We start from the raw sequence: 14239 nt of genomic DNA, 5'->3' as shown, positions 1-14239 counted from the left end.
ATTAAAAAACAGAAAAAGGGTACGAATTCGAAATGTTTGTCACAACCTCAGCCAATCAGACCAAAAGCAGTCAGATAAAACGGCTTTGTATCCATCGAACCATCATTCTTATTTAAATTCGGCGACATCTGGCACATATAGAATGAAATGTCACCGTCCTCTCAGGCCGCTTATTACATTCAGTGCCGGCTGAGGGTCGCCCATGATATAAAAATGTATTCCCGGAACACCGTTATCCAGAAGCTCCTGGCACTGATTCAACGACCATTCGGTTCCGATATCCTTTACGCTGGCGGGATTTGCATCCACTTCCGCCGTTAGTTCATCGGGTATATTGAGATAGAAATACTTCGGCAGCGATTTGAGGTGATTTTCTGTAGACAAAATTTTCAGGCCCGGTATAATCGGTACGTCAATACCGTTCTCACGGCATTTTTCTACAAACTGAAAATATGCCGCATTATCAAAAAACATCTGCGTTACCACGTAGTCCGCTCCCGCATCCACTTTATCCTTCAATTTTTTTACATCCCAGTCCAGATTTGGAGCCTCAAAATGCTTTTCGGGGTAACCGGCAACGCCTACGCAAAAGTTGGTGGGCTCTGCATTGACGATATCTTCCAGGTAGTCGCCATGATTCATATTCCGGATCTGTTTCACCAGATCGACCGCATATTTGTTTACCGTACCATTCAGGTTCAGGGATACCTGAGAGCCGGTATTGTCTCCACGGATGGCAAGCACATTGTGAATGCCCAGATAATTCAGCTCGATCAGGGCGTCTTCGCTCTCTTCCTTGGTAAAACCTTCGCAAATAAGATGTGGAACAGGGTCAATGCCATACCTGTGCAGAATGGCTGCACACAGACCAATTGTGCCCGGCCGCTTTCTTCTGACTCTTCTCTTGAGCGTACCGTCGGGAAGTTCCTCCACATACGCCTCCGCTGCGTGGTAGGTTACATCAATAAAAGGCGGCTTAACCTCTTCAACCACTCTGTCGAGCGATTTAAACACATCCTGAACGGCGCCACCGCGTTTTGGCGGAATGATTTCAAATGAGATCAGAGGCTCGGTTGAGTTTTCGTAATGTTCAATAACTTTCATTTTCCGGTTGCGGACTGGTAATTGATATAATGAGAAGCCGTTATCTTACATTTTTGATGTTTTTCTGATCAAAAATGCAGATTTTACGGTCTTGCAAATAATTCTATCTGCTTAACGGTTTTTTACTGATGTCGCGTTTCAATCATCCTCTGTTTAAAATTTTACAGGACCGAATTCTGGTTCTGGACGGTGCCATGGGTACAATGATTCAGGGCCACTCGCTCGATGAGAATGATTTCAGGGGTGATGAATTTAAGGACTTTTCATCAGAACTAAAGGGAAATAATGACCTTCTCAGCATAACTCAGCCTGATATCATTCGCTCCATTCACGAAGATTTTCTCTCCGCCGGAGCTGATATCCTTGAGACCAATACGTTTAACGCAAACCCTATCTCTCAGGACGACTACAACCTGGGACATCTGGCCTATGAGCTGAACCGGGCTTCAGCACGGCTAGCCAGGGAAGCCGCCGACAGTTTTACACGGTCTGATCCGGATAAGCCCCGTTTCGTTGCAGGTGCTATCGGCCCAACCAACAAAACCCTCTCACTCTCCCCGGACGTGGAGAACCCCGGATTTCGCGCCATCACCTTCGATACCCTAGTTAACGCGTACACGGAACAAATCAGGGGCCTTGTGGATGGTGGAGTGGATGTTCTGCTTATCGAAACAGTTTTTGACACACTGAACTGCAAGGCTGCCATCTATGCGGTTCATCAACACTGCCGAACAATTGGAAAGCAGATTCCAATCATGATATCCGGCACAATTGTGGATCAGAGCGGTCGCACGCTCTCCGGACAAACCACAGAAGCTTTCTGGATTTCCGTTCAGCATGCAGCTCCGCTTTTGAGTGTTGGCCTGAACTGTGCTCTCGGCTCAAAACAGATGCGTCCATATATTCAGGAGTTGTCAAAGCACGCTACATGTTTTACAAGTCTCTATCCGAATGCCGGTTTGCCCGATGAAATGGGAGAATACGGTGAATCGCCTGAGTATATGGCAAAACAGTTCAGAGGTTACGCAGAAGAAGGATTTGTAAACATTGTGGGTGGATGCTGCGGTACCACCCCCGATCACATCCGCGCCATCGCAAACGAAGCGCAAAGCCATAAGCCGCGCCTAAGGCCGGATGTTAACCCCTACCTGCGTCTGAGCGGCCTTGAACCTTTGGTTGTCCGGCCTGATACAAATTTTGTGAATGTAGGCGAACGAACCAACGTCACCGGATCGGCCAAATTTAAAAGACTGATCAAGGAAGAGAATTATGAAGAGGCGCTTTCGGTGGCTCGTGATCAGGTGGAGGGAGGCGCCCAGATCATTGATGTAAATATGGATGAAGGGCTTTTGGACTCGGAAGAGGTGATGAAAGATTTTATTAACCTGATGGCTGCCGAACCCGATATTGCACGCATCCCGTTTATGGTCGACAGTTCCAAATGGGATGTTCTGCTTGCGGGCCTCAAAACAACACAGGGAAAAAGCGTAGTCAACTCCATCAGTCTGAAAGAGGGCGAAGAGGTTTTCAGGGAACAGGCACGTAAAATTCTGGACTTTGGTGCTGCTGTAGTGGTAATGGCTTTCGACGAAAAAGGGCAGGCTGACTCGCTCGGGCGCCGTAAAGAGATCTGCAAGCGCGCCTACGATATCCTTGTTGACGAGGTGGGTTTTCCGCCTCAGGACATCATTCTGGATCCCAATATTTTAACCGTAGCCACCGGCATGGCTGAACACAATAACTATGCGGTTGATTTTATTGAAACTGTTAAATGGATCAAGGAGAACCTGCCGCTTGCCAAAGTAAGCGGTGGAGTCAGCAACATCTCATTTTCATTTCGCGGAAACAATGTGGTCAGAGAAGCTATTCATGCCGCATTTCTCTATCACGCGATAAAAGCAGGCCTCGATATGGGAATTGTAAATGCGGGCCAGCTTGAGGTATACGAGGAGATTGAGCCGGAACTGAAGGAACTGGTTGAGGACGTACTGCTGAACCGCAGGGATGACGCAACCGAACGTCTGATTCAGTACGCCGATAAAATAAAGGATCAGAACGAAGATGATGTGGCCGTCAAAAAAGACGCATGGCGCGATGGCACCGTTGAAGAGCGTATTCAGCATGCTCTTATCAAAGGCATTGTAGACTACATCGAAGACGATGTTGAAGAGGCCCGTCAAAAATACCCGCAGCCCATTGAGGTGATTGAGGGACCGATGATGGATGGGATGAATGTAGTGGGCGACCTCTTTGGTGCAGGCAAGATGTTTCTGCCACAGGTGGTAAAAAGCGCCCGTGTGATGAAAAAAGGCGTTGCCGTTCTAATACCCTACATCGAGGCTGAAAAGGATAAGAATAACCGGTCCGAACCCAAGGCAAAAGTGCTTCTTGCAACGGTGAAGGGCGATGTTCACGATATCGGTAAAAATATTGTGGGCGTTGTTCTGAGCTGCAACAACTATGAGGTAATTGATATCGGGGTGATGAACCCGGCCGATAAAATTCTTGCAGCCGCCAGAGAACATAATGTGGACGTGATCGGCCTGAGCGGTCTTATCACCCCCTCGCTGGACGAAATGGTTCATGTGGCTTCTGAAATGAAGCGCGAGGGATTTGAAACACCGCTTCTGATTGGCGGAGCAACCACTTCGCGAATGCATACTGCCGTGAAAATTGCACCCAATTATGACAACCCCGTAATTCATGTGCTGGATGCATCACGAAGCGTTACCGTTGTAAACCGACTCGTTTCCAGGACGCTTAAGAGCGGTTTTCTGGATGAAATCAGCAGCGAATACGATGACCTCCGTGAGCAGTACAGCAGCCGGGGAAGAAAAAAATCCTACCTGAGCCTTGAAGATGCCAGGAAAAACAGTGCAGCGATCGACTGGAAACAGACCGATATTTGTCCGCCTGCCGAACCGGGCATCACCGTTTTCAAAGACATGTCTCTCGACAAGCTCCGGCGCTATATCGACTGGGGACCGTTTTTCATTGCATGGGAAATGAAGGGCAAATTCCCGGATATTCTGCAGGATGAAAAAGCGGGTGAACAAGCCCGAAAACTGTTTGATGACGCCAACACACTCCTCGATGAGATGATCAGCAAAAAGCTGATTCAGGCTCATGGCGTACTGGGGTTATTCCCGGCTAATTCGACTGGAGATGATATTGAAATCTACAAAAATCAGCAGAGGAACGATGTTTTGGCAACATTCCACACGCTCCGGCAGCAGTCCAAAAAAAGAAGCGGACAGCCCAACAAGGCGCTCTCTGACTATGTTGCGCCCAGAAGCTCGGGGCGTCCCGATTATCTTGGAGCTTTTGCGGTGACAGCCGGGCACGGCGTTGCAGAACTTGTGAAGAAGTACGAGGCAGATCACGATGATTATAACGCCATTCTGGCGAAGGCTCTGGCCGATCGCTTTGCCGAAGCATTTGCGGAAATGCTTCATCAGAAAGTAAGAAAAAGTCTTTGGGGGTACTCCCCGGCTGAGGATCTGGATAACGATCAGCTTATCCGTGAAGAGTACAGAGGCATACGCCCTGCTCCGGGTTATCCCGCCCAGCCCGATCATACAGAGAAAACGACACTTTTCGACCTGCTCTCTGTTGAAGAAAAAACAGGCATCACCCTGACCGAACATCTCGCAATGGCACCCTCTGCATCAGTTTGTGGTCTCTATTTTGCCAACCGGGAGGCACAATATTTTAACCTTGGAAAAATTAAGAAAGACCAGGTTGAGGATTATGCGGCCAGGAAAGGAATGAGTGTGGAAGAGGTCGAGCGCTGGCTCAGTCCTGTATTGGCTTATGGCGACTGAGATCACACCTCATGCACGGGCTATGGCAAGAATACCGCATCGCACGCCGCTGCTGCAAATGGCCGATGCCAGCTCATAGGTTGTAGCCCCCGTTGTGATCACATCATCTACCAGTATGGGAAAACGGTTCTCATCATCCAGCAAATGGTTGTTGGTCATTTTAAATGCACCTTTCAGGTTGTCTGCCCTTTGAAGGGTGGTAAGCCCCGTCTGGGTGCGTGTTTTACGGATCCTGATCACGTCATCCGCCTCGCAAAGATCCCACTTTAAAGATACTGAAAGACCCTCGGCAAGTGCACGAGCCTGATTGTAGCCGCGCTTTCTTCGCTTTGCGGCATGAAGCGGTACCGGTATCAACACCGGGTTACGCGCATCCAGAAACTGAAGCGTATCTGCGTCCATTCGATCCAGAAAGGTTCTTCCGGCAATGTAACCCAGTTCGTTACCCACCCCCCTTAAATGATTGTATTTCAGGCTGTGAAGCAGCTCCTGGATAAACCCTCCCTTGTCGAACTGCCACATTGCCCAGATGAAAAGAACGCTGTCGGGCATAATCTCAACGTCATTTGTTGCGGCATGCTCAAACCGATCGTAACCGCACCAATAACATATATGGCGATTCATGCCTGTAAGAGAACATCCGCAGCAGATGCAAACCGGCGGAAACAAAATATCTGTAATTGGTTTCAGTAAAAGCATAGAGCGATCTCCCTATATGTAGGAACCATTTTTCGTAAAATGCTTACAAAAGCTTTTCCAATCTCTTTGTTATCTTTTGGAATGCCTTATAATTAATTAGATTTGCTCTATTCTCTTAATTGTCAAAACTGACTTTATGCCATCATTAGGTAAAGACCTTGAAACCATCCGGAAGCATCTTGGCTTGACGATTCAGGACGTTCAGAACGCTACCAAATTACCTCTGAATACGCTGAAGTCGATCGAAAATGACGACATTTTCGAGCAGCAGGAAGAGAATATCACCTATGTGCGTAGTTTCATTCGAACCTATGCGCGTAATCTGAAACTGGATGACGAACTTGTTACACGCGCACTGGATCAGGAGGAGATCGGCAACTACAACCACCTGCTATTGAGTGCTTTCCCGGAGCTTTCAAAAGAAGTGGAGTCCGGGAAAAAACAAGGATCGGATGTAAAAGACAGGGATTCTGATGCTGATCCAGGAGATATTGACACAAAAAAAACTCCTGAACCTGAACAGAAAAAAACCCGCACGAGGCCCCGGTTTATAGCCGATTTTCCTGAAGATCCCCAGGTTCCCGTTGAATCTGAAAAGACCACATCCCCTGGAAAAGAACCGGTTCCGGATAAACATGCAGCCGCAAAAGATGACGGTGAAACCGATGTCAAATCAGATTCATCGGATTCCCTGAACGCTGAAAAGACGCCACCTAAAAAGGATGTGCGGCAGGTAAACTGGGCTGACATGGGTAAAAAGTTTTCCGACACGGAACGCAAACCGCCCGTTTGGGTAATCGGTGCAGCGGTTGTAATAATTGCTGTACTGGCAGGTATTTTTTTGCTTTCGCGTGCAGACCTGTTTACTACCGACACTCCGGAGGCCGGCGAAGCGTCACAGGCTCAAACCGGTGATGATGCCCGGCTTGATCCGGGTACCGATGGACCGGTTCTCGATCTTTCGGAAGAACAGCAGGTTCCCGAGCAGGTCGAAACGCCTGTACTGCAGGATACGCTTTATCTTACCGTCTATGCCGCAAATGAGCGGCTCGATCCGGTTCGTGTATGGAGTGATCTGAAGCCCCGGATCGATCCGTACTGGATTGAGCAGGGCACCGCTCTCAACTTTGAATTCAGCGATACCATCCGTATTCGCGGACAGTATGCCAGAATGCTGCTGTTTCTGAACGGTCACCTGATTGAAAATTTCAGACAGCAGTATTTTAATGAAGAGCAAAATGCAGTTGAACTTTCCAGATCCCTGTTTTCTGATCCGGAGTGGGCTGTAGAAATTCCTATAGAGGTCCCTGCGAATGTTGCCCCACCCGATTCTGTTGCTTTCAGACCAACGTTTTAAACCGGCAGAATCCCTGAATTATGGATAAAAAAGAGGCTAAAAAGCGCGTTGAGGAACTGCGCGACCTTTTGGAAAGAGCCAATCGCGCCTATTATGAAGAAGCGCAGCCATTCATCACAGACAAAGAGTTTGACGAGGCTCTTGATGAACTGGAAAAGCTTGAAACAGAGTTCGGACTGGAAAGTGAGGATTCACCCACAAGACGCGTGGGCGGAAAACCGAGCAGCGAGTTTCCCACGGTTACACATCCCCAGCCGCTTTTAAGTCTTGCGAATACCTATAACGAAGAGGAGCTCCGGGACTTCGACCGCAGGGTTCGCGATATTCTGGGTGATACCGATTTTACCTATGCCGTTGAGATGAAATTTGATGGCGCTGCAATCCGTCTTCGCTACGTAAACGGAGAGCTTGTGCTCGGCGCCACACGCGGCGACGGAGAACGCGGCGACGACATAACAAAGAATATCCGTACGATTTCCGACATCCCCCTGGAGGTTTCCGGGGCACCCGATGTACTGGAAATTCGAGGGGAAGCGTTCATGGAAAAAGAGGCCTTTGTGCGCCTTAATGAGTACCGTGATGAACAGGGCCTTTCCACCTTTGCAAACCCCAGAAATTCAACGGCAGGTTCCCTTAAAATGCAGGATCCACGCGAGGTGGCGCGCCGTCCGATTCGCTTTTTTGCATTCGATCTGCTTCTGGACAAAGATGACGCCACCAGAACCCAGGCATCCAAAATGGAACTGCTTAAGATGCTGGGGTTCCCGGTAAGCAACTATTTCACCACATGCGGCTCTATTGATGACATATTTGATGTTATTGCAGAATGGAAAGAACTCCGCCATGAATTGCCATTCGAAATTGACGGGGTTGTGATCAAGGTGAATGAAGAGAAGTACCGGCCCGAGCTTGGGCGTACATCCAAGGCACCCCGCTGGGCCATCTCCTATAAATACGAAGCGGAACAGGCCTCTACCCTTCTGAAAGGCATTACCCTTCAGGTGGGAAGACTTGGAAAAATTACGCCCGTGGCCGAGCTCAAACCGGTTCAGCTCGCAGGTACCACGGTACGCAGGGCCTCACTGCATAATGAGGATGAAATACATCGTAAAGATATCCGCGTGGGAGATACTGTAGTCGTTGAAAAAGCCGGAGAAATCATACCTCAGGTAATGAGTGTTGTGAACCCGGATCGTGAAAATCGCAATGAACCCTTCTCCATGCCTGAAACATGTCCCGCATGCGGTGAAGAGCTGGAAAAGTTCGAGGGAGAAGTAGCCTGGCGATGTGTTAACCCCCAGTGTCCGCCCCAGGTAGTCGAACGAATCAAACACTTTGCCTCCCGCGATGCCATGGACATAGAAGGGCTTGGCGAAGCGGTAGTTCAGCAGCTTGTGGATGCCGGCCTGATAAACACGTTTGCAGATCTGTATAAACTTGAAAAAGAAGAGCTGATTCCGCTGGAGCGAATGGGCGAAAAAAGTGCGGAAAATCTGGTAACTGCAATTGATAAGAGTAAGAATCAGCCCCTTGATCGCGTGATCTACGCTCTTGGAATTCGGTTTGTAGGCAAAACGGTTGCAAAAGACCTTGCTTCCCATTTTAAATCGATGAATGCCCTCGAAAATGCTGATGAGGAGACCATGACAGCCATTGACTCAATAGGTCCGAAAATTGCGGAATCGGTTTACACGTTTTTCAGGCATGAGAAAAACAGGACACTTGTTGAATCGCTGCGCAGCGCCGGACTCAATTTTGAACATAGCGGAACAGAATCGGTATCCGAACGACTGAGTGATAAAAAATTTGTGCTAACCGGTACCCTGCCCTCACTTTCACGCAAAGACGCAGCCATGCTGATTGAAAAACACGGCGGCAGTACTGCGTCATCGGTCAGCAAAAATACGGACTTTGTGCTGGCCGGAGAATCAGCGGGCAGCAAGCTGAGCAAAGCCAGGACGCTGGGTATTACGGTTATTGACGAAGAGACGTTTCTGGAGATGATTGGTGAGAACTGACATTCGATCTATTTTTTATTTACACCTCGCTCCCATACTTTTCACTCTTCTCCACATACATACGATCTGATGTGGATGTGCGTTTAATCTGATTATTATGAGCATCTTAGAAAAATTGGGTCTGGGACAAAAAAAGCCCGAAACGGCTCCAGCCATTGGGATAAAGAAGAAAAAAAAGCAGAAAGAGGATCGCCTGAAAAAAAACAGGTATCTGAGAATTCTGATCTTTCTCTCGTTTTTAGCCGTTGTATTAATCACCCTTCCACAGCCCGATTTTCAGCCGGTAGCCAGTTTTCAGGAAGAGGAACCCTGGAGATCGGATGATCTCACGGCTCCCTTTACATTTTCACTACTGAAAACCCAGGAAGAGCTGGAACAGGAGCGAGAGGAAATCCGGCAACAAACTCCGCCGGTATTTCACGTCAATGAAAACGCGCAGCTGCTGATCGGCTCCGAGCTCGACGCCGCCTTCAGATCCCTGCAGCCCGTTCTCGACAGCTATCTTCAGTGGCAGCAGGCTAAGGAAAGTAATCTCTCTTCGGTTGAAACAGACAGCCTGCGCTACATACAGGAGCGCAACTTCTCGGATATACAGCTGTCTGATGAGAGCTGGAATCTTCTCGCTGAAAACTACTACAATGTCATGACAAATAATCTGCCAAGGGGCCGGTTATTAACCAGTCAGATAAAGAGCGAGCTGGAAAACATTACACTCGATCTTCTGCGAACAGGTATCATTGATCGCAATAAAAGCACGCTCAGCCGCAATGATATTACAATACGCAATCTGCAGGAGCGTACGGAGCGGCGTGTGAGCCTTGCCAATACCCGTGATCTTGGAGAAGCACAGGAATATGCCGGAATTATGCTTAACAGAGAGTTTGAATCGGATGTAGCATTGACCGCACTGCAGATATTTACTCAATACATACGGCCTAACTGGATTTACAGTGAGGAGGATACGGAAGCGATTCTGCAGGAGAATTTATCCGAAATCTCCACCACCCGGGGGGCCGTTGAACAGGGCGAAATCATTATCCGCCGGGGCGACATCGTAACGGAAGAGCGTGCCAACAAGCTGCGAAGCCTTGCGGAAGCCCGTTCTGCCACAGCAGGCAACCTGGAGCGCTGGCTTCGCTACGCCGGGGAGGCCCTCATTATCCTGATCGCGTCACTACTTTTTCTGATCTACTTATATCTCTACAGAAGGAGTATTTTTGATAAACCCTCCATGTTTCTACTGGTATTCCTTGCACTGACGCTTATTACGCTCGCGAGTGCAGTTGTTTACCCCATCAGCGGGCTTAACAGCTACATAGTGCCGATAGCCGTTGCCCCGATCATCCTCACCATTATTTTTGACTCGAGAGTGGGTCTGATGGCTACGATAACACTGGCAATCATTACCGGCATTGTTCATGACAACAGCTTTGAGTATCTCGTGGCAACAACGGCCGCGTGTACACTGGGTATATTTTCCGTTCGCGACATTAAAAAACGGTCTCAATTCTTTTTTATCACCCCTGGCATTGTATTCCTCACCTATTTTATCGTTTTGTCCGGCTTTGCACTGGCGCGATACAGCGGTACTGAAGGCCTGCTCACGGATCTGTCCTTTGTAGCCATCAACGCTGTATTTATACTCTTCACGTATCCGCTCATACTTCTTTTTGAAAAGCTGTTCAAGGTTACTACAGACTTTACGCTTTTGGAGCTAGCGGATACGAACCTTCCCTTGCTTAAAGAGTTGATGAACAAAGCACCGGGCACATTTCATCACAGTCTTCAGATTGCCAACATGGCCGAATCGGCTGCCTCCGAAATTGGTGCCAACCCGCTTCTTTGCCGCGTGGGTGCAATGTATCACGATATCGGAAAAATGGAGAAACCCGGTTACTTTATTGAAAACCAAAGTGCCGGCAATGAGCATGACAAGCTCAAACCCCGCATGAGCTCCCTCGTGATCAAAGCGCACGTGAGTGACGGAGTGAAGATGGCAAAAGAACACAATCTGCCGCAGGTGGTGATCGATTTCATTCAAACACACCACGGAACCTCCCTCATCAAGTATTTCTTCAGCCGTGCGAAGGATCAGTCGGATAACGGAGAAGTGGAAGAGAAGGATTTCCGCTATGACGGACCCTTACCGTTTACCAAGGAACAAGGAATTTTACTGCTTGCTGACGGTATTGAGGCAGCTTCCCGGGCTATGAAAGACCCGAATTATAACAAGCTGGAAAGTTTAATCAACCGAATGGTTGAAGATCACATCAGCGACGGCCAGCTGAACAATTGTCCGCTTACTTTCCGACAAATCGAAATCATCAAAAAAGCATTTCTCAATATCCTGGTAGGTGTATATCACAGCCGGATTGACTATCCGGACGAAAAAAAGGAGAAGGAGAAGGAGAAGGAGAAGGAGAAGGAGAAACAGCGCGAAAAGGATCAGCAAAAGTCAAATAAAACCGCTGAACCTGATGGACAAGAGGAAAAGGAGCAAGATGAAAAACCGGACAGGCAAACCAATAATCTGGATTCCGCAATTGAAAAAGGCAACAGGTCATAATGGCTTTTTCGAAGGAACTTCAGCACTACCTTCAGTTTATCAAACTTGAAAAGGGACTCGCAAACACCTCGGCAAATTCCTACGAAAATGATCTGAAAAGATACCTTGGGTTTGTGGCTGAAGAGCTGAAAATCAAAAATCTTGCAGGAATTACCCTGCAGCATATTGAACAATATCTATCGGAATTAACCGACATGGGGCTTGAGGTGAGCACCATTGCACGAAATATCTCCAGTATCAGAAGTTTTCATGAATTTGCCGTTGCCGAACAGATAGCAGAAGCCAACCCGGCAGAGCTTGTGGAACTTCCCAGAAAAGCAAAAAAACTGCCCGAGGTACTTACTGCCGAAGAGGTGATTGCAATTATCGATGAGGCCGATCGCACCGATTTTGCAGGTATTCGGGATGCGGCCATTCTGGAAACACTCTATGCAAGCGGCATGAGAGTGAGTGAACTGACCGAGCTTGAAATGGACCGGCTTTTTTTTGAGATCGGATTTATCCGCGTAATTGGAAAGGGGAACAAAGAGAGACTGGTGCCGGTAGGAGAACATGCCCAGCTTGCAATTGAGCATTATATTGAAACATCCCGGAAAGAGTTTATCAATTCCGATAAACCGGGAAAAACCAAAAACCGGCTCTTTCTGAATCAACGGGGCGGACCATTATCCCGTATGAGCATCTGGAACATTGTTAATAAATATGCAATGAAGGCAGGCATCAGTAAAAATGTGTATCCTCACATCTTCAGACACTCGTTTGCAACACATCTGCTGGAAGGAGGTGCAGACCTTCGAGCCGTTCAGGAGATGCTTGGCCATACATCCATTTTGACAACCGAAATATACACCCATGTCGACCGTTCACTTCTTCATCAGATCCATAAAGAATTTCACCCCCGGGCTTAGGCCGTTATTGACAATTCGCTTACCATTCACGGCAAGAATCACCGCTTCCCCTCTCCTGCTGTTCACTCTGCTGTTTTTAATGATTTCACAACCGTCTGCTGCTCAGGTTGGCAATCCGGTATCGTGGAAAAACGGTGTGGTATCTTCTGCCGACGAATATGCATCAAAAGCAGGCCTTGAAATTCTGCAGAAAGGCGGAAACGCCGTAGATGCAGCAGTTGCAGTGCAATTTGCCCTTTCGGTAACTCTTCCCCGTGCCGGCAATATCGGCGGGGGCGGCTTCCTGGTACTGCACCTGCAGGACGGTACAGCTGCAGCACTCGATTTCAGGGAAAAAGCGCCGATCGCCGCTTCCCGCGATATGTACCTGAACGAAAATGGGGAATATGTATCCCGAAAAAGTAAAATCGGCCACCTGGCAGCCGGCATTCCTGGAACCGTTGACGGCATGATCACCGCCCTGGAACGGTACGGAACACTGCCGCTCGAAATTGTAATGGAACCCGCAATACGCCTGGCACGGGAAGGGTTCATCCTGTCGCATTCTGCTGCACGAAGCCTGAACAGCGCCTCAGAGCGTTTGTCGGAGTACCGCGGTTCTGCGGATGCATTTCTGAAGCCTGGCGGCACTCCATGGGAACCGGGAGATCTTTTCCTGCAACCCGATCTGGCAGAAACACTGGAACGTATTGCCACACTGGGCCGAAGAGGGTTCTATTCGGGAATTACCGCAAGCCTGATTGTTGAAGAGATGAAAAGAGGCGGTGGACTCATCACAATGCGCGACCTTCGTGATTACAGAAGTATCTGGCGTGAGCCGGTCAGGACCAATTTCAGAGGGTACGAACTCATTATGATGCCTCCCCCGTCGAGCGGAGGAATTGTAATGACACAGGTACTTGGAATGATTAATCGACCCGAATTGGATACAACCGCATTTAATTCTGCCGCTTACATCCATCTGATATCCGAAGCTCTGAGACGCTCATTTGCTGACAGAAACTATTGGCTTGGCGATCCCGATTTTGTCCCTGTTCCGGCCGACAGTTTAACCAGCCCGCACTATCTGCGGCTGAGAATGCAGTCGTTTAGTCCGGATACGGCATCAGATAGTGAACGGATTTCTCATGGAGATGTAATACACACTGTACAGGAAAGCAGTGAAACCACGCACTTCAATGTCGCTGATCGGTTTGGAAATGTTGTCAGCGTAAACACAACCTTGAACGGCTCATTTGGAAGTTTTGTAACCGTAACAGGTGCCGGCTTCCTGCTCAACAATGAAATGGACGACTTTTCAGCCAAACCCGGCGAACCCAATATGTTTGGTCTGATCGGTGCCGAAGCCAACTCCATTCAGGGGGGCAAGCGAATGCTGAGCAGCATGAACCCGGTTATCGCGTTGAAGGATGGCAGGTTTCGGTTTGCGGGTGGCGCTGCAGGAGGACCAAGAATTATTACGGCCGTTCTTCAGAACTTTTTGAATATGGCGCTGTTCGGCATGAATGCAAAAGAAGCCATAGCAGCACCCCGGTTTCATCACCAATGGCTTCCCGATCAGATACTGGTGGAAAATCTTTGGTTCTCGGAGGATACCATTGAAAAACTCAATAAAATGGGACATAACGTGCGTCGATCCGGAAATCTTGCTATCGTACACACTATCGCATCAGACCAGGAAGGTAATTACGTAGGTGCAGCTGATCCCCGTGGGCCGGGTTACGTTGCAGGGTACTGAACGGATAATTTGGCTCTTCAGAACC

8 protein-coding genes are annotated in these 14239 nt (G+C 48.5%); 6 read left to right on the top strand and 2 right to left on the bottom strand.

The annotated features are described in order from the left end of the window. Nucleotides 1-150: 150 nt before the first annotated feature. Nucleotides 151-1104: a methylenetetrahydrofolate reductase gene (locus DDZ15_RS05875; protein WP_109646081.1), complete on the bottom strand. Its 954-nt coding sequence runs from the start codon at nt 1102-1104 to the stop codon at nt 151-153. A gap of 128 nt (nt 1105-1232) precedes the next feature. Here DDZ15_RS05875 and metH point away from each other — a divergent pair, with 128 nt between their 5' ends. Next, entirely contained in the window at nt 1233-4928 is a 3696-nt protein-coding gene (gene metH, locus DDZ15_RS05870) for a methionine synthase (RefSeq protein ID WP_109646079.1), read from the top strand. 9 nt (nt 4929-4937) lie between these two features. On the opposite strand, the gene DDZ15_RS05865 is transcribed toward metH, so the two are convergent. Further along, nucleotides 4938-5552: a ComF family protein gene (locus DDZ15_RS05865; RefSeq protein ID WP_109646077.1), complete on the bottom strand. Its 615-nt coding sequence runs from the start codon at nt 5550-5552 to the stop codon at nt 4938-4940. A 211-nt stretch (nt 5553-5763) separates the two neighbouring features. Here DDZ15_RS05865 and DDZ15_RS05860 point away from each other — a divergent pair, with 211 nt between their 5' ends. The 5 genes from DDZ15_RS05860 (at nt 5764) to ggt (ending at nt 14214) form a co-directional block, all read left to right on the top strand. Continuing rightward, on the top strand, nt 5764-6984 hold the full coding sequence (locus DDZ15_RS05860) for a helix-turn-helix domain-containing protein (RefSeq protein ID WP_109646075.1): 1221 nt from the start codon (nt 5764-5766) through the stop codon (nt 6982-6984). A gap of 20 nt (nt 6985-7004) precedes the next feature. Then, nucleotides 7005-9002 carry an NAD-dependent DNA ligase LigA gene (ligA, locus tag DDZ15_RS05855; RefSeq protein ID WP_109646073.1) on the top strand — a complete coding sequence of 666 codons (1998 nt, stop codon included), beginning with the start codon at nt 7005-7007 and terminating at the stop codon, nt 9000-9002. Between the two features lie 97 nt (nt 9003-9099). Further along, on the top strand, nt 9100-11568 hold the full coding sequence (locus DDZ15_RS05850) for an HD family phosphohydrolase (protein ID WP_109646071.1): 2469 nt from the start codon (nt 9100-9102) through the stop codon (nt 11566-11568). Beyond that, nucleotides 11568-12476, top strand: coding sequence for a site-specific tyrosine recombinase XerD (xerD, locus tag DDZ15_RS05845; protein ID WP_109646069.1), 909 nt, complete (start codon nt 11568-11570; stop codon nt 12474-12476). The genes DDZ15_RS05850 and xerD overlap by 1 nt, the downstream gene beginning before the upstream one ends. Nucleotides 12477-12555: 79 nt before the next feature. Then, nucleotides 12556-14214 carry a gamma-glutamyltransferase gene (ggt, locus tag DDZ15_RS05840; RefSeq protein WP_109646067.1) on the top strand — a complete coding sequence of 553 codons (1659 nt, stop codon included), beginning with the start codon at nt 12556-12558 and terminating at the stop codon, nt 14212-14214. Nucleotides 14215-14239 lie beyond the last annotated feature (25 nt).

This window comes from Rhodohalobacter mucosus (assembly GCF_003150675.1).
GTDB lineage: Bacteria > Bacteroidota > Rhodothermia > Balneolales > Balneolaceae > Rhodohalobacter > Rhodohalobacter mucosus.
This window is presented reverse-complemented; position numbering and strand designations above follow the sequence as displayed.